This window comes from Microbacterium sp. Root53 (assembly GCF_001426925.1).
In the GTDB taxonomy this organism is placed as follows: domain Bacteria; phylum Actinomycetota; class Actinomycetes; order Actinomycetales; family Microbacteriaceae; genus Microbacterium.
The window spans coordinates 542,635-561,160 of the sequence record NZ_LMFR01000012.1 but is presented as its reverse complement, the minus strand read 5'-3'; the positions used below and the strand labels follow the sequence as shown (position 1 = coordinate 561,160).

General features: G+C 70.0%; 19 protein-coding genes and 1 riboswitch. Of the genes, 8 read left to right on the top strand and 11 right to left on the bottom strand.

Features of this window, described 5'->3' with window-relative positions; translation table 11 throughout:
- Positions 1–26: 26 nt before the first annotated feature.
- Positions 27–173, bottom strand: a riboswitch (FMN riboswitch).
- Between the two features lie 78 nt (positions 174–251).
- Positions 252–1,112: an Fpg/Nei family DNA glycosylase gene (locus ASD19_RS07485; RefSeq protein ID WP_055990471.1), complete on the bottom strand. Its 861-nt coding sequence runs from the start codon at positions 1,110–1,112 to the stop codon at positions 252–254.
- A 156-nt stretch (positions 1,113–1,268) separates the two neighbouring features.
- Here ASD19_RS07485 and ASD19_RS07480 point away from each other — a divergent pair, with 156 nt between their 5' ends.
- Positions 1,269–2,222 carry an endonuclease domain-containing protein gene (locus ASD19_RS07480; RefSeq protein ID WP_156377134.1) on the top strand — a complete coding sequence of 318 codons (954 nt, stop codon included), beginning with the start codon at positions 1,269–1,271 and terminating at the stop codon, positions 2,220–2,222.
- A gap of 160 nt (positions 2,223–2,382) precedes the next feature.
- Here the strand turns inward: ASD19_RS07480 and ASD19_RS07475 are convergent, their stop codons facing one another.
- From ASD19_RS07475 to ASD19_RS07465, 3 genes are all read right to left on the bottom strand, one after another.
- Entirely contained in the window at positions 2,383–2,934 is a 552-nt protein-coding gene (locus tag ASD19_RS07475; protein WP_442922519.1) for a GNAT family N-acetyltransferase, read from the bottom strand.
- Positions 2,927–3,931, bottom strand: coding sequence for a tryptophan--tRNA ligase (gene trpS / locus ASD19_RS07470; protein WP_082543044.1), 1,005 nt, complete (start codon positions 3,929–3,931; stop codon positions 2,927–2,929). Before trpS ends, ASD19_RS07475 begins: the two co-directional genes overlap by 8 nt.
- 202 nt (positions 3,932–4,133) lie before the next feature.
- Positions 4,134–5,030, bottom strand: a complete 897-nt coding sequence (locus ASD19_RS07465; protein WP_055990462.1) for an exodeoxyribonuclease III — start codon at positions 5,028–5,030, stop codon at positions 4,134–4,136.
- A 70-nt stretch (positions 5,031–5,100) separates the two neighbouring features.
- On the opposite strand from ASD19_RS07465, the gene ASD19_RS07460 reads away from it, so the two are divergent.
- The 7 genes from ASD19_RS07460 to ASD19_RS07430 all read left to right on the top strand — a co-directional run bounded on the left by ASD19_RS07460 (position 5,101) and on the right by ASD19_RS07430 (position 11,887).
- Complete coding sequence (locus ASD19_RS07460; RefSeq protein ID WP_235562990.1) at positions 5,101–6,261, top strand: MFS transporter; 1,161 nt, start codon at positions 5,101–5,103, stop codon at positions 6,259–6,261.
- A gap of 149 nt (positions 6,262–6,410) precedes the next feature.
- Positions 6,411–7,775 (top strand): SLC13 family permease, encoded by a 1,365-nt coding sequence (locus ASD19_RS07455; RefSeq protein WP_055990456.1) that lies wholly within the window; start codon positions 6,411–6,413, stop codon positions 7,773–7,775.
- A gap of 38 nt (positions 7,776–7,813) precedes the next feature.
- Positions 7,814–8,515, top strand: a complete 702-nt coding sequence (locus ASD19_RS07450; RefSeq protein ID WP_055990697.1) for a class II aldolase/adducin family protein — start codon at positions 7,814–7,816, stop codon at positions 8,513–8,515.
- Positions 8,512–9,501, top strand: coding sequence for an ABC transporter substrate-binding protein (locus tag ASD19_RS07445; RefSeq protein ID WP_055990453.1), 990 nt, complete (start codon positions 8,512–8,514; stop codon positions 9,499–9,501). Before ASD19_RS07450 ends, ASD19_RS07445 begins: the two co-directional genes overlap by 4 nt.
- Positions 9,494–10,285, top strand: coding sequence for a 3-(cis-5,6-dihydroxycyclohexa-1,3-dien-1-yl)propanoate dehydrogenase (gene hcaB, locus ASD19_RS07440; RefSeq protein WP_055990451.1), 792 nt, complete (start codon positions 9,494–9,496; stop codon positions 10,283–10,285). The genes ASD19_RS07445 and hcaB overlap by 8 nt, the downstream gene beginning before the upstream one ends.
- Positions 10,282–11,022 (top strand): class II aldolase/adducin family protein, encoded by a 741-nt coding sequence (locus ASD19_RS07435; RefSeq protein WP_230667726.1) that lies wholly within the window; start codon positions 10,282–10,284, stop codon positions 11,020–11,022. The genes hcaB and ASD19_RS07435 overlap by 4 nt, the downstream gene beginning before the upstream one ends.
- 70 nt (positions 11,023–11,092) lie before the next feature.
- Positions 11,093–11,887 (top strand): IclR family transcriptional regulator, encoded by a 795-nt coding sequence (locus tag ASD19_RS07430; RefSeq protein ID WP_055990449.1) that lies wholly within the window; start codon positions 11,093–11,095, stop codon positions 11,885–11,887.
- Between the two features lie 27 nt (positions 11,888–11,914).
- On the opposite strand, the gene ASD19_RS07425 is transcribed toward ASD19_RS07430, so the two are convergent.
- From ASD19_RS07425 to sdhA, 7 genes are all read right to left on the bottom strand, one after another.
- A complete protein-coding gene (locus tag ASD19_RS07425; RefSeq protein WP_055990446.1) occupies positions 11,915–13,141 on the bottom strand; it encodes an NAD(P)/FAD-dependent oxidoreductase in 1,227 nt (408 codons plus the stop codon).
- Complete coding sequence (locus ASD19_RS07420; protein ID WP_055990443.1) at positions 13,138–13,338, bottom strand: ferredoxin; 201 nt, start codon at positions 13,336–13,338, stop codon at positions 13,138–13,140. The genes ASD19_RS07425 and ASD19_RS07420 overlap by 4 nt, the downstream gene beginning before the upstream one ends.
- A gap of 11 nt (positions 13,339–13,349) precedes the next feature.
- Complete coding sequence (locus tag ASD19_RS07415) at positions 13,350–13,670, bottom strand: hypothetical protein (protein WP_055990440.1); 321 nt, start codon at positions 13,668–13,670, stop codon at positions 13,350–13,352.
- The gene (locus tag ASD19_RS07410) at positions 13,667–14,254 is read right to left on the bottom strand and encodes a 3-phenylpropionate/cinnamic acid dioxygenase subunit beta (RefSeq protein ID WP_055990437.1); all 588 of its coding nucleotides are present in this window, start codon (positions 14,252–14,254) and stop codon (positions 13,667–13,669) included. Before ASD19_RS07410 ends, ASD19_RS07415 begins: the two co-directional genes overlap by 4 nt.
- The gene (locus tag ASD19_RS07405) at positions 14,251–15,735 is read right to left on the bottom strand and encodes a Rieske 2Fe-2S domain-containing protein (protein WP_082543042.1); all 1,485 of its coding nucleotides are present in this window, start codon (positions 15,733–15,735) and stop codon (positions 14,251–14,253) included. The genes ASD19_RS07410 and ASD19_RS07405 overlap by 4 nt, the downstream gene beginning before the upstream one ends.
- 137 nt (positions 15,736–15,872) lie before the next feature.
- Positions 15,873–16,688: a succinate dehydrogenase iron-sulfur subunit gene (locus ASD19_RS07400; protein WP_055990434.1), complete on the bottom strand. Its 816-nt coding sequence runs from the start codon at positions 16,686–16,688 to the stop codon at positions 15,873–15,875.
- On the bottom strand, positions 16,688–18,514 hold the full coding sequence (gene sdhA / locus ASD19_RS07395) for a succinate dehydrogenase flavoprotein subunit (protein ID WP_055990431.1): 1,827 nt from the start codon (positions 18,512–18,514) through the stop codon (positions 16,688–16,690). Before sdhA ends, ASD19_RS07400 begins: the two co-directional genes overlap by 1 nt.
- Between the last annotated feature and the right edge of the window lie 12 nt (positions 18,515–18,526).

The window sequence follows — 18,526 nt, the reverse complement described above, 5'->3', positions numbered from 1 at the left end:
GGCGCCGCGGCTCACCGCGATGCGCGTCGTGCTGCCTCCCATCCGGACTCGTGCGACTCTCGTCGCACATCACCGTCGGTCCCGGAATTCCACCGGATCAGCCTGGCGCGTCTGGCGCTTCGGCTCGCGGACTGTCACCGCCGGTTCGGATTCCCACCGACCCCGGAGCACGTGTGCTGCACTCAGATTAGCCGAACGCCTGTGCGCGGGTTTCATTCCCGTGACGCGGGATGACGAGGTGATGCGTCAGCTCACTTGAGCAGTCGGGACAGGCGCCGGTCCGCGAGCACCTTGCCGCCCGTCTGGCAGGTGGGGCAGTACTCGAAGCTGCGGTCCGCCAGGAATACGCTGCGCACGGTGTCGCCGCACACGGGGCACGGCTGGCCCCCGCGCGCGTGGACGCTCATGCCGCGGCGCTTGGCGTCCTTGAGCTCGGCTGGCGGGCGGCCTCGGGCGGCATCGACCGCCGCGGCGAGCGTCTCGCGCAGCGCGGTGTAGAGCCGGTCGACGTCCTCGTCGCCCAGATTCGCCGCCAGCGCGTACGGAGACATCCGGGCCGCGTGCAGGATCTCGTCGGAATACGCGTTGCCGATGCCGGCGACGATCTGCTGGTCGCGCAGGACGCCCTTGATCTGCGTGCGACGCCCCGCCAGCAGCCCGGCGAGAGTGTCGCGTGTGAAGCCGTCGTCCAGCGGATCCGGCCCCAGCTTCGCGATGCCGGGCACCTCCGGGGGATTCCGCACGACGTAGACCGCCAGCGACTTCTTGGTGCCCGCCTCGGTCAGGTCGAAGCCGGAGCCGTCGCCGAAGCCGACGCGCAGCGCGATGGGGGAGCGCCCCGGCTTGATCACGGTGGTCGGCAGCGTCTCGTGCCAGCGCAGCCATCCGGCCTTCGCCAGGTGGAACACGAGGTGGAGGTCGCCGGCGGCGATCCGCACGAACTTGCCGTGCCGGCCCACCTCGGTGACCTCGCGCCCGACGAGCTCGTCCAGCCGCGGGTCGAACGTCTTCAGCGCGGCGATCTGCGTCAGCCGCGCCGAGCTCACCGCCAGCCCGGTCACCCTGCCCCGCAGGAACTCGACCAGTCCCTCGACCTCGGGCATCTCCGGCATGCGCCCATCCTGCCCCGGCCCCGCCGCCCGACACAACGCAGGACTCCAGCGGGATCCCGGGCGTGTCCACGCCGGGCGGGTGCCCGACACGCCGATGGTGGCCAGGAGGTCCTGCGTTGTGTCGGGGCGGCTGCATGCGCACCTCGTCCACAAGCCGTGCCTGGCGGCATCTGTCCCCATCGGCAGGGAGCCCGGCTGCCGGCTGCGGTGCGCCTGCGGAGGATCAGGTTCATGCTCAGGTCATCGGCAGCCTTCGCCGCACCGACGCCCACCGCGGCGGTCGGCTATCAGCAGCTCCGTGCGATGGGCTACAGCAGGAAGACGCTCAAGGCGGCCATCGACAGCGGGCACCTGTTTCACGCCCGCCGCGACGTGTATCTCTGGCGCGGTGCCACGCCGCGGCAGCGTTCCGCGACACGGATCGGCGGCCGGGTCGACTGCATCTCGCGGCTCGCCGAGCTCGGGATCTTCGTCCTGGACGAGACCGAGCTCCATGTTCAGGTGGCGCCGAACGCATCGCGCCTGCGGAGCTCAGCGGATCGGCGGACGCCCCTCGTCCGAGCACCCTCCACCCACCGTGGACGCGTGCACTGGAGGTGCACCGGTGCCGCGCCGGATGACACGGTGACTCCCTTGGTGGAGGCGCTTGCGCAGGCGTTCGGATGTCAGGGGGTACGGGCGACGATCGCATCGATCGACAGCGCCCTGCACACGGGAAAGCTGTCTGAGCGCGATCTGGATCTGCTGTTCCAGCTGGCGCCGGAGCGGTATCGAGTCATCCGCGGTCTCATCGACGGCCGTGCCGAGTCCGGCCCGGAGACGTACGCTCGGCTGATCGCCCGCGAGTTCGGTCTGCCGATCGAGCTCCAGAAGCGGATCGACGGCGTCGGTCGGGTCGACCTCGTGGTGGACGGATGGCTGGTCATCGAGTGCGACAGTCGTGAGTTCCACAGCACGTGGGAGGCGCAGCAGGAGGACCATCGCCGCGACATGGCACTCGCCGCGCGGGGCTACGCCCGGATCCGCGTCACGGCGCACCAGCTGTTCACGGAACCGCACGTGCTTCGCGAGGCCATCCGCGGCCTGCTCGCCACCCGCCCCGTGGCGTGAGCCGCCCGCCCGCCGCACTGGGCCGCTGCCCGACACAACGCAGGAGCCCAGCGGGATCCCGGGCGTGTCCCGTCGGTTTCGCGCCCCGACACGCCGACGCGCGTGCGGAGGTCCTGCGTTGTGTCGGCGACGGGCCGCGACCGGGGCGGATGGACGCCGGTCAGACGGACCAGGCCTGCGGGATGCGGGGGTCGGTGGCGAGGAGGCCGGCGATCCAGCCGTCCATGCGGGCGCCGTGCCCGGCCAGGCCGCTGCGGCGGACGCCCTCGAGCTGGAAGCCCAGGGACTGCGCCACGCGCGCTGATCCCGTGTTGCCGACCACCGCGTGCCACTCGAGGCGCTCGAGGCGCATCGGCCCGAACGCGAAATCGACCACCGCGCGGGTCGCCTCGGCCATGTAGCCGCGGCCGCGCGCCTCGGGCGCCAGCCAGTAGCCCAGCTCGGCCGCGCCGTCCTTGATGCGGTGCAGGCCCACCATGCCCACGAGCCCCTCGGCGTCGCGCAGCGCCCAGACGCACTCCGACCCGGCCTCCCACCACTCCGCCACGAGGCGCACGAACGATTCGGCGTCCTCGCGTCGGTACGGCGACGGCACGGTCGTGTAGCGCTGGATCAGCTCGTCCTGGCAGATCCGGTGGATCGCGTCGACGTCGGCCTCGACGGGGGCGGACAGCCTCAGGCGGCCGGTGCGCAGCTCGACCGGCTCACCCACGACGCAGCAGGCCGACGCGCTCGTACACGGTCGCGAGCGTCGCATCGGCGATCTCCGCGGCGCGGTCGGCGTTCACGGCGAGCAGGCGGTCGAGCTCCGCAGGGTCGTCGAGCAGCTCGAGCGCGCGGGCGCGCACGGGCTCGAACTCGGACACCACCACGTCCCGCAGGCCCTTCTTGAAGTCGCCGTAGCCGCGACCCGCGTACTCGTCCTCGATCTCGGCGATCGGACGTCCCGAGAGCGCCGAGTAGATCGTCAGCAGGTTCGAGACGCCGGGCTTCTCGGAGCGGTCGTAGCGCACCGACCCCTCGCTGTCGGTGACCGCGCGCATGATCTTCTTCGCGGTCACGCTCGGCTCGTCCAGCAGCCACAGCACGCCGGCGTGCGACTCGGCCGACTTCGACATCTTCGACGTCGGATCCTGCAGGTCGTAGATGCGCGCGGTCTCGGCCTGGATCACCGGCTTCGGCACCACGAACGTGTCGCCGAAGCGCGAGTTGAAGCGCTCGGCCAGGTCGCGCGTCAGCTCGACGTGCTGCTTCTGGTCGTCGCCGACGGGCACCACATCCGTCTGGTACAGCAGGATGTCCGCCGCCATCAGGATGGGGTACGTGAACAGGCCCACGCTGGTCGCGTCCGCGCCCTGCTTCTGCGACTTGTCCTTGAACTGCGTCATCCGGCCGGCCTCGCCGAAGCCCGTGATGGTCGACAGGATCCACGCCAGCTCGGCGTGCGCGCGCACGTGCGACTGCACGTACAGGGTCGAGCGCGACGGCTCGATCCCCGCCGCGATGTACTGCGCCGCCGTGCGACGGGTCTTCTCCCGCAGGTGCTCCGGGTCCTGCGCCACCGTGATGGCGTGCAGGTCGACGACCGAGAAGAACGCGTCGTACTCCTCCTGCATGCCGCGCCACTGCAGGAGAGCCCCGATGTAGTTGCCGATCTGGAGCGAATCGGCCGAGGGCTGCATTCCGGAGTAGAGGCGCTGCTTGGTCACCCGTTGAGTCTATTTGCTCGCTTCGCTCGCGCCGCGCGCTGATCGATCGCTCGCCCGACGCTCCGCGCCGGGACTCGCGATCGATGACACGTCGCTCCGCTCCGTCCGGGGCGCGCTGGTGGGCCGCTTCGCGGCACGCTCGCTTCGCTCGCACGTGGTCGGAACAGCAGCGTCGGGATCCGGAGCAGGCGTTCTCGGTGTGTCAGCCGACGGTGTAGTCCGCCACCACGGGGGAATGGTCGCTCCAGCGGGTGTCGTAGGACGGGGCGCGGTCGACCCGATAGCCCGAGGCGCGCGGCGCCAGCGCGGGGGAGGCCAGGTGGTAGTCGATGCGCCAGCCCGAGTCGTTGTCGAACGCCTTGCCGCGCATGGACCACCACGAGTACGGGCCGTCGACCTCGCCCGCGGCCGCCCGGCCCACGTCGACCCAGCCGAGACCCGTGGCGCCCGCGCTGAAGGCACGGGTGTCGCTGCGCTCGTAGCCGAGACCACGCCCGATGCCCTCCTGGCCGGTCACGGGCTCGCCCGCGGCGGTCAGGAAGCGGTCGAAGTACGCCCGCTCGCGCGGCAGGAAGCCGGCCTTGGTGACGTTGCCCTTCCAGTTGCGGATGTCGAACGGCCGGTGCCCGACGTTCAGGTCGCCGGTCACGAGGGCGAGACCGCCGTCGGCGGACAGCTCCGGCAGCCGGCGCTCCATCGCGTCGAGGAACGCCCACTTGGGATCCTGCTTCGCCGGGGTCTCTGCCTCACCCGTGGGCACGTATGCGCTGACGACGGTCAGTGTCTCGTCCCCGAACTCGAAGTCGGCCTCGATCCAGCGGCCGTTGGACTCGAGCGCGTCGTCGCCGAGCTCGACGCGCGAGATCGAGCACTCCTCGCGGCTCGCGATCGCGACGCCCGCGCGGCCCTTCTGCAGCGACGCGTCGGCCACGATACGCCACCCCGGCAGCGCCGCCTCGAGGTGCTCGAGCTCGGCGCGCACCTCCTGCAGCGTGATGATGTCGGGCTGCGCGGCCTCGACCCACGCGCCCATCCCGTTGCGGGCGGCGGCCCGGATCCCGTTGACGTTGACAGAGGCGATGCGGACCGAACGAGGCATGCCCTAAACGTAACAAGGACCCCCGACATCACGTCCTGCCGCGGAATCCGTCTCTGCACAGTGGAATAGCATGCGCAGGGTGCGCGGTCTTCGAGGGCAGGGTGGCAAGGCGAGCTCCGTCGCGATCGATGTCGTGACGGGGCTCTACGCGCTCGCGCTCGCCGCGTCGGGAGTCATGCTCACGTTCGTCGCCATTGCGGATGGGCTCTCCCTCGCGGTCATCGCTGCTCTCGGGGCGACTTCCGCGGCGGCGCAGTTCGTCTCGCGCGTCGCGGTCGGGGCGCTGTACCGCGTGGCGACCGATCGTGTGATCATGGCGGGCGCCCTCGGGATGCTTGCGGCTTCGATGGTCCTTGTGCTGGCGGCGCCTGGGGTCACAGGGCTCGTGCTCGCCCAGGTCCTGCAGGGTGTCTCGAGAGCGTGCTTCTGGAGTGGCTCGCAGGTGCATGTGATCCGGATCGCGGCCCGACCCGCTCCGCGAATGGCTCGCAACCAGTTCATCGCCAACGGGCTCGGCGCGCTCGGCCCGATGCTCGCGGGCGCGCTGGCGGACGGTGGCCCGCGATCCGCAGCCGTCCCGATCGCTGTCGTCGCTGTGCTGGGCGCGGGGCTGTGCGCGCTGTTGGCGCCGCTGCCGCTCTTCGAGCGCGTGCCGAAGAGCGCCGACAACCGCATCTGGCGGTACCGCGACGTGAGGGTCGGATCCCTGGGAAGCCTCGCGGCAGGGGGCTTCAATGCGATCCTCGTCACGTTCGTCCCGGTGCTGTTCGACGATGTCGGATGGTCGGAGGCGGATGTGGGGCTGCTGGTCGGCACGGCGAACGGTGGGCTCGTGGTCGGCGCGCTGCTCGGTGGGTGGCTGCCACGCCGTCGCCACACGCCTGCACTCACGGCGATGACCGCGGCCATCGGGTTGGGTGTCGTCGCGCTCGCGGCGGCGGACGCGGCACCCGTCCTGTCGATCGCCGGCGTCGTCGGGGCGGGGATCGCGTCGGGTGTGGTCCTGACGCTCGGGCCGACGGTCGTGGGGGCGGCCGTCCCCGATTCTCAACGCGGTAGTGCCGTCGTGTTCGCGGGCGTCTTCCGTGCGGGCGCGCTCCTGGCCATGCCGCTTCTCGTGACGGCGGTCACGCTCGTCGCGCCGATGGCCATTGCCATGGCTGCGGGCGGGATCGCCGCGGGCGCGCCGGGAGTGCTCGCCGCCCTGATCCGTCCGCGCCGCGGCCGGTGAGCACCGCCGAGCGCGGACGGGGCATAGCGGCGGGGGTTGACACGGTCTCGTTCAATCAGAATCATGTTCTGCAAGACAGAAAGCGATGACGGCGGCGTTGTCGCTCCCTTCACAGACGCGCACAGTGGCGTGCGCGGAGAGGACGTAACGTGAGCATTCACGTCGTCGGAGTCGTCGCGCTGGTCCTGGTGTTCGTACTCGGCACCGTGCGCCCCGTGAACATCGGCATCTTCGCTCTGATCGCGACATTCGCGATCGGCGTCACGATGGCAGGCGAGGATCCGAAGGAGGTGCTGGCCGGCTTCCCCGCGGACATCTTCGTGCTGCTCGTCGGCGTGACATACCTGTTCGGCCTCGCCTCGACCAATGGGACGCTGGAGTGGATCGTCGAACGCGCTGCCCGTGCGTTCGGAGATCGTCCGGCACTTGTCCCGTGGCTGATCTTCATCTTCTCGTCGCTGCCCACCATGGCGGGCGCCCTGGGCCCGGCCGGGGTCGCGATGCTCGCGCCGCTGTGCCTTCGGCTCGGCGAGCGCTACGGGCTCAGCCGGCGGATGTCCGCGCTCATGACCATGCACGGATCCTGCGCGGGCAACTTCTCGCCGATCAACGGGCTCGCGATCATCGCACAGAAGGCGGCGGAGAACAACGGCCTGCACGTGTCGGGGACCGCGCTGTTCCTGGGCAACCTCGGGTACAACGTGGCTCTCGCGGTCGTCATCTACTTCGTCTTCGGCGGGCGCACCCTGATGCGCGATGCGCGTGCCCACCGCGTCGCGGTGAGCGAGCGCGTGCTCGTCGCTGCGGACGGCGCGACGATCGGCGCGACGGGCGCGGCGGTCACCGGTGGGACGTCCGCGGGTGGCCCGGCCAAGGGCGGGTTCACGGAGCTGCTCGGGCACCCGAAGACCCCGATCCGCCTCGATCAGGTGGTCACGCTGATCGTCATCATCGGCGTCGCGATCGCCGCGCTCGTGTTCGACTTCGATCTGGGCTTCGTCACGCTGGTGGCAGCGGCCCTGCTGCACTCGATCTTCGCGAACTACTTCGACGGCGCGGACAAGAAGATCGTCTGGTCCGTCGTCCTCCTGATCTGCGGCATCACCACCCTCGTGGGAGCCATGCAGCGCTTCGGCACCGTCGAGTGGATCGGGGGCGGACTCGCCGATATCGGCGCGCCGCTGCTCACGGCGTTCCTGCTGTGCCTCATCGGGGCCGTGACATCGGCGTTCGGCTCGAGTGCCGGGCTGATCGGCGTACTGGTGCCTCTCGCGGTGCCGTTCATCGCCATGGGCGGGATCGATGCCACGTGGGTGCTGGTCGCGCTCGTCATCTCCGCGACGGTGGTGGACGCGATGCCGTTCTCCTCGGTCGGCGCTCTGACGCTGTCGACCGCGCCGGAGGAGGAGCGCCCGAAGCTGTTCCGATTCATGCTCCTGTGGGGTGGGATCATGATCGTCACGGCGCCGGTCTTCACCTGGCTCGCCTTCATCCTCCCGGCGTCGCTGGCATGACCACCGACATGACGATCGCGAAGAGAGGGAACGACTCCATGGGCGAAGTGCGTGAGCAGGTCTCGCTGTCCTCCCGTGTGCTCGCCGCAGCCGGGCACGGGGATCTCGTCTGGGGGCACGCGTCGGCGCGGGATCCCGAGGGCCGCGGCATCTGGATCAAGGCCGCGGGGTGGGGACTGGACGAGATCACGCCGTCGCGCGTGCATCTCGTGGACGACGACGGCCGCCTCGTCGAGGGCGAGGGGCAGCCGCACAGCGAGTGCGCGATCCACTCCGAGGTGATGGCGGCGCGTCCGGACGTGGGGGCCGTCGTGCACACGCATCCGCCCCACGCGGTCGCGCTCGCCGCGACGGGACAGGAGCTGCGGCCGGTGAGCCACGCCGCGAACATGTTCGTTCCGCCCGCCGTGCCGCGCTTCACGCAGACGGCCGACCTCATCCTGACGCGCGAACTCGGCGCGGCGGTGGCGGCGGCGCTGGGCGAGGCGAAGGCGCTGTTCCTCGTGAACCACGGCATCGTCGCTGTCGGCCGGGACATCCGAGAGGCCACCGTGACGGCCGTGCTGCTCGAGCGGGCGTGCGAGCAGCAGATCCTCACGCACGCCGCCGGTGGATGGCCCAGCTGGTCCGCGGCCGAGGAGTCGCTCGCCAAGCGCGGGCACATCTATCACGAGGCCGCGCTCGCGAGCGTGTGGGACTACCTCGTGCGACGGCTGCCGGGAGAAGGAGCGCGCGGATGAGCCTGACCTTCACGATGGCCTGTCAGGCATACGACCGCATGGATCTGCTGCGCCGAGGCGCTGTTCGGCTCGGGGACGCGGAGGTCAACTTCCTCGATCTCCCGGTGGAGGAGACGTTCTTCCGCATGGCGCGGTTCCGCGAGTTCGACATCGCCGAGATGTCGCTGTCGTCCTACACGCTGAGTCTGAGCCGCGGAGCGCCGTTCGTCGCGATCCCCGTGTTCCCTTCGCGTGCGTTCCGGCACAGCGCGATCTACGTGCGCGAGGACTCCGAGATCACCGACGCCGCGCAGCTCGCAGGCCGCGCGGTCGGAGTCCCCGAGTACCAGATCACGGCCGCCGTCTGGATCCGGGGCATCCTCGCGGAGCACCACGGGCTGCCTGTCTCGTCCGTGTCGTACCGCACAGGGGGCCTGGACGAGCCGGGCCGTTACGAGAAGATCGCTCTCGACCTGCCCGACGATGTCTCCGTGACCCCGATCTCCGAAGGCCGGACGCTGTCGCAGATGCTGCTCGACGGCGAAATCGACGCGATCCACAGCGCGCGCAATCCTGGCCCGTACAACGCACCCGGCCATGGCGGCATACGGCGACTGTTCCCGGACACCGAGGCGGTGGAGCGGGACTACTTCGCGCGCACCGGGATCTTCCCGATCATGCACGTCCTGGTGGTGCGCCGCGACGTCTATGAACAGCACCGGTGGCTGCCGCGGGAGCTGATGAAAGCCGCGGAGCTCTCCAAGCGGGTGGGGCTCGCGGGGATCGACGAGACCGCGGCGCTGAGGTTCGCCCTGCCCTGGCTGTGGGCGGAGGTGGAGCGCACGCGCGAGGCACTCGGCGACGACTGGTGGCCGTACGGGCTGGAGGCGAATCGCCACGTGCTGGACACCTTCCTGCGGTACTCACATGAGCAGGGGCTCGCGCCCGAGCGCTATCGCGCCGAGGACCTGTTCGCCCCCGAGACGCTGGAGCGCGTCATTGTCTGAGGTCGGGTGGCTCCAGGGGAAGCGCGCGCTGATCGTCGGAGCAGGGTCGGGGATCGGCAGGGCCGTCGTCGACGCGTACCGCGCGGAGGGGGCGCGGGTCGCGGTCCTGGAGCGGGACCCGGCGAAGGTCGCCGCGCTCCGGAGCGAGCTGCCGGAGGTGCCCGCCGTGCAGGGGGATGCGACGACTCGCGAGGCGAACGAGGCGGCGGTCGCCGCGACCGTGGCCGCGTACGGCGGGCTGGACGTCCTCGTCAGCTGCGTCGGCATCTTCGACTTCTATCGCGGGATCTCGGACATCGACGCGGATCAGATCGACGCCTCGTTCGACGAGATGTTCCGCGTGAACGTGAAGAGCCAACTCCACGCCGTCAAGGCCGCGCTGTCGGCGCTGCGCGAGGCGCGCGGATCGATCCTGCTGACGGAGTCGACATCCGCGTACTACCCGGGGCGCGGCGGCGTGCTGTACGTGCCGAGCAAGTTCGCGGTGCGCGGGCTCGTGACGGCCCTCGGGCACGAGCTGGCGCCGGACATCCGGGTGAACGGCATCGCGCCCGGGGGCACGGTGGGCACGGATCTGCGCGGCGTCGGCAGCCTCGGCCTCGGCGCGCGCAGTCTCGGCGACGTCCCGAACCGCGCGGACGACATCGCCGCGCGAGTGCCGCTGAAGGTCGCGCTGTCCGGCGCGGATCACGCGTGGAGCTACGTGTTCCTCGCGTCCGACCGTGCGCGGGGGATCACGGGGGATGTCATCCACACCGACGGGGGAATGGGGATCAAGGCATGATGCGGGCGGACTTCGCGGCGGAACGGCGGCTCATCGCGGACGCCTGCCGTGTGCTGGCGGGGCGCGGTCTCGCAGATGGCATCCTGGGGCACATCAGCCTGCGCGTGGGCGAGCACATCATGCTCGTGCGGTGCCGCGGCCCGCACGAGCGCGGCCTCGGGTACACCACGCCCGACGACATCCGGCTCGTGGACTTCGAAGGCGAGGCCGCGGCACCAGGTGAGCTCGACGGCTGGTCGGTCCCCAACGAACTGCCTCTGCACGCGGAGGTGCTGCGCCGCCGGCCGGCCGTGGCGGCAGTGGTGCACGCTCACCCGCCTCGCGTCGTGGCGGCCGATCTCGCCGGGATCCGGATCCGTCCTCTCATCGGCGCGTTCGACATCCCCGGCACGCGGCTCGCGGCCGGCGGCGTGCCCGTGTACGCGCGCGGCGTCCTCGTCCGCAACCGGACGTTGGCGGCCGAGATGGCGGACGCGATGGGCGAGCGCCCGCTGGTGGTGCTGCGCGGGCACGGCATCACCAGCGCGGCCGCCGGCGTCGAGCAGGCGGTGCTGCAGGCGATCAGCGTCGACATCCTGGCGGGTCTGTCGCTCGTTGTCGCGTCGGCGGGAGGAGAGATCGTCGATCTTCCCGAGACGGACATGGCCGAGCTGCCGGACCTCGGCACCGGTTTCAACACGGCCACGGCCTGGCGGCATGAGCTCGCCCGGCTGCGGGGCGTCGTCCGCACGGAATGAGCCACCGCGCCGCGCCGAGTGTCCGGAACGCCCGGCCGCGACTCTCCGCGCCGCGCATAGGATTTCTGTCATGAAGAAGAGCGGTACGGTCGACCTCCCGGCGAGCGGCCCCGCGCCGCAGTACCCGATCGAGTCGGTCGACAACGCACTCAAGATCATCCATCTCCTCGGCGCGCGGCCCGAGCTGCGGCTGACCGAGGTGGCGGAGGCACTCGGTGTCGCATCGTCGACCGCGCACCGGCTGCTCGCGATGCTGCAGTATCGCGGGTTCGTGCGCCAGGATGCGGCGTCGAAGACCTATCGGGCCGGCGGGGCGCTCTCGAGCGTGTCGTTCGCGATCCTGCAGCGGTTCGACGTGCGCGAGGCCGTGCGCCCGCTGCTGCGTCGGCTGAACGAGGAGTTCCGCGAGACGGTGCACCTCGCGACGCTCGACGGCGCGCAGGTGCGCTTCATCGACGCCATCGAGAGCCCCCAGGCCGTGCGGGTGGCGTCGCGCCTCGGGCGGACCATGCCCGCCAACTGCACGTCGTCCGGGAAGTCGATGCTCGCGTCGCTGTCGGCCGACGAGCTGCACAGGACGTTCCCCGGTGAGGAGCTCGAGACGCTGACGGAGAAGTCGATCCGACGGCTCCCCGAGCTGGAGCGCGCCTTGGAAGAGGTCCGCCGCCGCGGGTACGCCGTGGGTGACGAGGAGAGCGAGCACGGCGTGTGCTCGGTCGCGGCCGCGTTCCCCGCCGGTGCCCTGCCGATGCGGCTCGCGATCAACGTCTCCGTCCCCGCAAGCCGCATGGACGACACCACGCGCGCCCGCCTCGGCGAGCGGCTCGCGTCGGCGATCGACGAGAGCGCCATCACGGCGCTCTGAGGAGTGCGCGACGCGCAGCCGATCCGTTCAGGAGACGACGGGCGCCGGCGCCTTGGCGGTGATCTCCGTCAGCATCGTCACGAGCGCATCCGCGTCGCCTCGATCGGCCACCGCGCGGCGGGCGGCGATGAGCGCGCGCGGCCAGTTCACGATGACGGCGCCCGTCACGCGCGCGCCGTCGGAGTACACGACGGCGAAGCGATCGTGCGCGGGGTCGCCGATCAGCTGCGATTCGGCGGAGCCCGTGCGGCCAACCACCTGAATCTTCCAGTCGTACTGGTCGCTCCAGACGTACTCGACCGGCACATACGCGCGCGCCTCCGCCGGGGAGAGCAGGTTGTGCGCGACGAGACGCGCCTGATCCGCGGCGCTCGTCCAGTGCTCCAGGCGGGTCGAGCCCGACCCGTCCTCATGCTGCCAGCGGCAGACATCGCCGACGACGAACACGTCCGCGGCGCCGATCGCGCGGAGCCGGCCGTCCGTGACGATGCCGTTGTCGACAACGAGCCCGGATCCCTCGAGCCACTCGGTGTTGACGACGGCGCCGATGCCCACGAGCAGCGCGTCAGCGGTGATCCGCTCGCCATCTGAGAGGCGGACCTCGAGCTCCCGGCCGACGCGCTCGACACCGTCGACGCCCGTCCCAAAACGCGTCCGGACCCCCTCGGCGGCGTGCTTGTCGAGGAAGATCCGCCCGACGTCCTCGTTGAGCACGCGGGACATCGGCGCGGGCAGCGGATCGACGATCGTCACGTCGACGCCGGCCTTGCGTGCGGTCGCCGCGACCTCCGCGCCGATGAACCCGCCGCCCACGATCACGAGACGACGGCCCGGCTGCAGCGCGGAACGCAGCGCGTGTGCGTCGGCGGTCGTGCGCAGCACATGGATGCCCGGCCCCTCGCCCCACGGTGACGTGCGCGCGCGGGATCCGGTTGCGATCACCAGTGCGTCGTACGCCAGCCGCTCGCCGTCCTCGAGCAGCAGCTCCTTCGCCGCAGGGTCGAGCCCCGTCGCGGCGACGCCGAAGCGCCAGGACGCGTCGATCGCGGCGAGGTCTTCCTGATCGATCAGCCGGATCGCGCCGAGGTCGTCCGGCGATGTGAGGTAGGCCTTCGACAGGGGCGGCTTGTCGTACGGGTGCGCGACGTCCTCCTTCTCGACCACGACGATCTCGCCGTCGAATCCTCCGGAGCGCAGACCCTGCGCCGTCTTCACACCGCCGACCGAGGCGCCGACGATGACGATCCTGGTCATCCCCGGATCACCTTCAGCGCCGACACCGGGCAGCTGCGGGCCGCCTCCTCGACGCGCGTCAGCTCCGCGTCCGGGACGTCCGTCTGCAGCAGCACGACCACGCCGTCGTCGTCGATGTCGAAGTAGTCCGAGGCGCCGACCACGCAGTTCGCGTAGCCCTGGCAGGCGCCGAGGTCGGCCTTCACAATGGCGGTCATCTCATCACCTCTCACTCCGCCGGCGACTGTGCCGGCTCCGGGAACATGGGCTCGTACGGCGACGCGATCATCGCCGAGAAGGTCTGCGTCGTCTGCCACGTGAGCGCTTCGAGCTCGAGCGGGTCGAGGGCGATCCACTGGCCCGACTTCGGCGACTCGATCAGCAGGCGCGCACCGTTTCGGGTCTCCACGTGCGATACACGGATCTCGCTGAATTCGTTTGCGATCGTCAGCGGCACGCCGATCGTGCGCTCGACGAGCCGCTGATGCGCCTCGTACGCGCGGTGCGCGGCGGCGCGATCGATGTCCTCGCCTTCCCATTCGAGAGTCATAGGAAGATCGCCAGGTTCTGGGTGCGCAGCACCGACTCGTCGATCATGATCACACGTCGCGCCAGCACGTAGCCGTCCTCCGTGCACCGCAGGACGTCCTCGCGCTGCGCGGACAGGATCGACGCGGGATTCGTGTCGCTGCGGCTGCGGAACAGCAGCACGGCGGAGTCGACGATGAGCTCGCCCTCCACGTCGGTCTCGAACGTGCGCACGTTGGTGACGTAGTGCCGCAGGCGGGACGGGGGATCCTCGGTCCACGCGTGCTCGGTGAGAAACCGCGCTACGCGGCGACTCAGGGAGTACTTGTTCTCGTCCCAGTGCGCCATGCCCGGAGAGGTCGTGTAGCCCGCGCCGAGGGCGGTCGTGACCCGCACGGGCATGAGGTAGTGCACATCGTCCGCGATGGTGGCGAGCCAGTCCTCGTACCGCTGGTCGTCGAGCGTGTACGCCTCCTCGACCAGCCAGCGCGACAGCTCGAGGTGCCGCGCGTCCCCGAAGGACAGCGACGGTCCGACCTTGCGGGCCTGCGTCGCGCCCCGATTCAGCACGGACTCCGCGGACAGCTCCGCTCCGACGAACGTCATGCCGTCACTCCTTCCGTGTCCACCGCGCCGTCGCCGGCCGCGGTGCCCGCGTCGCAGGAATCACCGGTCGCGCAGTCGCCCGCCGCGGCGGCGGCCGCCGCCGAGGGCGTCAGTCGCACCCCGCCCAGTCCGATCGGCCGCTGCGGCTCCGGCGCATCCGCCTCCACGTAGTCGGCCCAGCGCTCGAGCAGGTGGCGCTGGTTGTACTCGCCGTATCCGACGTGCGCGACGCCGGGCCCCGCCCACTCGTCGTCGCCGAGCGGCTCCACGACGGGGCTGCCGTCCTTCAGCATGCCCATGCGGCTGTTCAGCAGCAGGCGCCTCGCCATCGCGCCCTTGGCGGTGTTCGTCAGCGACACCCAGTTCTCGACGTCGTCCTGCTCGAACATGCCGGTCGAGCCGAAGCACATGAGGTACGCCTTGTAGCTGAGCTCCTTGAACTCCTCGGGCGCATCGGCCGCGACCGCGAACCACGAGTAGACCTCGGTCTCGCACTCGCTGATCGGCACCCAGGTGCGCAGCGAGATGAAGGGGAGCACATCGTCGCCGTCCTCCACCTTGGGCCAGTTGTGCACCAGGCTCATGTTCGGGAAGACGGATGCGGCCGAGATCATGAATCCGTTGTCGCCGATCACATCGAGCTGCTCCTGCGACCAGGTCTGCTTCATCCGCTCGATCATGTCGTCGGGATATCCGACGTAGCGCAGCCGCTCCTCGAGCGTCCCCGGCGGCAGTTTGTAGGTGGTGCCGCCGCCGTTTCCGGCCCAGTACGTGTTGCCGTCCTTGCGCTTCTCGGCCTTCGGCTCGCGGAACAGGCCGATCTCCACGACGGACGTGTGCGTCTGGGGCGTGTGGTACATGTCGCCCGCGAAGTTCTCGGCGCCGATCTTCCAGTTGGCGTTCACGCGCCAGCGTTGCGGGCCCCGCAGCTCGATGCCCGCGGCGGACTGCTTCGTGTAGAAGTCGAGGAAGAACGCGAAGTCGCCGAGGTAGTCGGGGAGACTCGGTGCGTCCGGATCCATGCTGATGAAGATCAACCCGTTGTACGTGTCGAGGTTCGGCGCCGGAAGGAGGCGGGCCCCCTTGCGGCTGAAGCCCTCTTCGCCGCCGTACGCCTCCTGATGGAACGGCAGTCCCACGATCCGGCCGTCGTTGCGGTAGGACCAGCCGTGATAAGGGCAGCGGAAGTGCGAGGCGTTGCCCATCTCCGCACGGCACACCTGCATGCCGCGGTGCAGACACATGTTGAAGTGGGCGCGGATCTCGCCCTTCTCGTCTCGCACCACGATGAACGAGTCGTCCAGCACCTTGCGGACGACGTAATCGCCCGGCTGGGGAATCTCCGACTCGTGGCCGACGAACAGCCACGCGCGGCTGAAGAGGTTCCTGCGTTCGCGTTCGAAGATCTCGGCATCGTTGTAGATGTGCGCGGGCAGCATGCCGTTGCGCACCTCGTCGTAGATGGTGGGGCTTGTCGTCATCGCCAATCCTTCACGGTCATCTGCAGAAACGAAATCTGCTCTGCAGAAACTGTACCGCGAGATCCGGAGAGACACCAGCCCGGGCATGCGAAAGGGCCCGTGGCATCAGCCACGGGCCCTTGACGAGCGAGGAGGCGTCAGGCGTGCAGCAGCTTGAGCGCCTTCTTCTGCGCGTCGGTGCCGCGGACGAGCGCCTGCTTCACGTCGGCGATCGCCTTCGTGATCTCGATGCCGCGCGGGCACGCCTCGGTGCAGTTGAAGGTCGTGCGGCAGCGCCACACGCCCTCCTTGTCGTTCAGGATGTCCAGGCGCACGTCGCCCGCGTCGTCGCGCGAGTCGAAGATGAAGCGGTGCGCGTTCACGATCGCCGCCGGGCCGAAGTACTGGCCGTCCGTCCAGAACACGGGGCACGACGACGTGCACGCGGCGCACAGGATGCACTTGGTGGTGTCGTCGAAGATCGCGCGGTCCGACACGGACTGCACGCGCTCCTTGCCCTTCTCGGGCGCCGAGTTCGCCTGCAGGAAGGGCTGGACCTCGCGGTAGGCCGCGAAGAACGGGTCCATGTCGACGATGAGGTCCTTCTCGAGCGGCAGGCCCTTGATCGCCTCGACGTAGATCGGCTTCGAGATGTCGAGGTCCTTGATCAGCGTCTTGCAGGCGAGGCGGTTGCGGCCGTTGATGCGCATGGCGTCCGAGCCGCAGATGCCGTGGGCGCACGAGCGGCGGAACGCGAGCGAGCCGTCCTGGTCCCACTTGATGCGGTGCAGGGCGTCGAGCACGCGGTCGGTCGAGTACATCTCGACGTCGTAGTCCACCCAGCGCGGCTCGCTGTCGACCTCGGGGTCGAAGCGGCGGATGATGAACGTGACGAGATACGACTGGATGCCGGAGTCGTTCGACTCGGCGGGCGCGGGAGCGGCGGTGTCCTCGGTCACGACGGCGGCGGCCATCAGTACTTCCTCTCCAGGGGCGGGTAGACGAACTCGCCCTTCTCGTTCTTGGTGAATACGACCGGCTTCCAGTCCAGCTTGATGTGGTCCTCGGGGTTCGACGAGTGCGGGTCGCCCGTGAGGTACGCCATCGTGTGCTTCATGTACTGCTCGTCGTCGCGCGCCTGGTAGTCCTCGCGCATGTGGCCGCCGCGGCTCTCGCGGCGGTTGCGGGCCGCGTAGGCGACGATCTCGGCGATGTCGAGCAGGAAGCCCAGCTCCACGGCCTCGAGCAGGTCGGTGTTGTACCGCTTGCCCTTGTCGTCCACGTAGATGTTGCGGTAGCGGTCGCGCAGCTCCGCGATCGTGCCCAGGACGTCCGTCAGGCTCTCCTCGGTGCGGAACACCTGGGCCTTGTCGTCCATCTCCTCCTGCAGCTTCTTGCGGATGTCGGAGATGCGCTCGGTGCCCTTGGCGGAGCGGATGCCCTCGATCATGTCGCGGACGCCCGCGGCGGGGTCCGCGGGCAGCGGCACGAAGTCGGCGCTCTTCACGTACTCGACCGCGTTGCGTCCGGCGCGCTTGCCGAACACGTTGATGTCGAGCAGCGAGTTGGTGCCGAGGCGGTTGGCGCCGTGCACCGACACGCAGGCGCACTCGCCGGCGGCGTACAGGCCGGGGACGACGGTCTCGTTGTCGGCCAGCACCTCGGCGTCGTTGTTGGTCGGGATGCCGCCCATCGCGTAGTGCGCGGTCGGCATCACGGGCACCGGCTCGACAACCGGGTCGATGCCGAGGTACGTGCGCGCGAACTCCGTGATGTCCGGGAGCTTGGTCTCGAGCACCTCGGCGCCCAGGTGCGTGCAGTCGAGCAGCACGTAGTCCTTGTTGGGGCCGGCGCCGCGGCCCTCGCGGACCTCCTGCACCATGCAGCGCGCGACGATGTCTCGCGGCGCGAGGTCCTTGATGGTGGGGGCGTAGCGCTCCATGAACCGCTCACCCGAGGCGTTGCGCAGGATGGCGCCCTCGCCGCGGGCTCCCTCGGTGAGCAGGATGCCCAGGCCCGCCAGGCCGGTCGGGTGGAACTGGAAGAACTCCACGTCCTCGAGCGGCAGGCCCTTGCGCCACACGATGCCGACGCCGTCGCCCGTGAGGGTGTGCGCGTTGGACGTGGTCTTGAAGATCTTGCCGAAGCCGCCGGTCGCGAAGATCACGGCCTTCGAATGGAAGACGTGCAGGTCGCCCGTGGCGAGCTCGTACGCGACGACGCCCGCGATCTGCGTCTTCCCGTCGGCGTCCTTCACCGTGATGAGGTCGAGCGCGTAGAACTCGTTGAAGAAGTTGATGCCGAGCTTGACGCAGTTCTGGAACAGCGTCTGCAGGATCATGTGGCCCGTGCGGTCGGCGGCGTAGCACGCGCGGCGCACCGGGCTCTTGCCGTGCTCGGCCGTGTGGCCGCCGAAGCGCCGCTGATCGATCTTGCCGTCGGGCGTGCGGTTGAACGGCAGGCCCATGTTCTCGAGGTCGATGACCGCGTCGATGGCCTCCTTGGCGAGGATCTCCGCGGCGTCCTGGTCGACGAGGTAGTCGCCGCCCTTGACCGTGTCGAAGGTGTGCCACTCCCACGAGTCCTCCTCGACGTTCGCGAGCGCCGCGGCCATGCCGCCCTGCGCCGCGCCCGTGTGCGAGCGGGTGGGGTAGAGCTTCGTGATCACGGCGGTCTTCGCGCCGGGGCCGGCCTCGATCGCCGCGCGCATGCCGGCGCCGCCGGCGCCCACGATGACGATGTCGAACTGGTGGTAGTGGACGCCGTCGCGCACGACGGACTCGCTGGTCTGCGTTGCCATATCCCTTATTCG

Bases quoted from the DNA above. Each gene is read 5' to 3' on its own strand.
- ASD19_RS07485 (WP_055990471.1), bottom strand. From the start codon at position 1,112: ATGCCGGAGATGCCCGAGGTCGAGGGACTGGTCGAGTTCCTGCGGGGC.
- ASD19_RS07465 (WP_055990462.1), bottom strand. From the start codon at position 5,030: ATGCCTCGTTCGGTCCGCATCGCCTCTGTCAACGTCAACGGGATCCGG.
- ASD19_RS07460 (WP_235562990.1), top strand. From the start codon at position 5,101: ATGCGCAGGGTGCGCGGTCTTCGAGGGCAGGGTGGCAAGGCGAGCTCC.
- ASD19_RS07450 (WP_055990697.1), top strand. From the start codon at position 7,814: ATGGGCGAAGTGCGTGAGCAGGTCTCGCTGTCCTCCCGTGTGCTCGCC.
- ASD19_RS07445 (WP_055990453.1), top strand. From the start codon at position 8,512: ATGAGCCTGACCTTCACGATGGCCTGTCAGGCATACGACCGCATGGAT.
- ASD19_RS07435 (WP_230667726.1), top strand. From the start codon at position 10,282: ATGATGCGGGCGGACTTCGCGGCGGAACGGCGGCTCATCGCGGACGCC.
- ASD19_RS07430 (WP_055990449.1), top strand. From the start codon at position 11,093: ATGAAGAAGAGCGGTACGGTCGACCTCCCGGCGAGCGGCCCCGCGCCG.
- ASD19_RS07425 (WP_055990446.1), bottom strand. From the start codon at position 13,141: ATGACCAGGATCGTCATCGTCGGCGCCTCGGTCGGCGGTGTGAAGACG.
- ASD19_RS07420 (WP_055990443.1), bottom strand. From the start codon at position 13,338: ATGACCGCCATTGTGAAGGCCGACCTCGGCGCCTGCCAGGGCTACGCG.
- ASD19_RS07415 (WP_055990440.1), bottom strand. From the start codon at position 13,670: ATGACTCTCGAATGGGAAGGCGAGGACATCGATCGCGCCGCCGCGCAC.
- ASD19_RS07410 (WP_055990437.1), bottom strand. From the start codon at position 14,254: ATGACGTTCGTCGGAGCGGAGCTGTCCGCGGAGTCCGTGCTGAATCGG.
- ASD19_RS07405 (WP_082543042.1), bottom strand. From the start codon at position 15,735: ATGACGACAAGCCCCACCATCTACGACGAGGTGCGCAACGGCATGCTG.
- ASD19_RS07400 (WP_055990434.1), bottom strand. From the start codon at position 16,688: ATGGCCGCCGCCGTCGTGACCGAGGACACCGCCGCTCCCGCGCCCGCC.
- sdhA (WP_055990431.1), bottom strand. From the start codon at position 18,514: ATGGCAACGCAGACCAGCGAGTCCGTCGTGCGCGACGGCGTCCACTAC.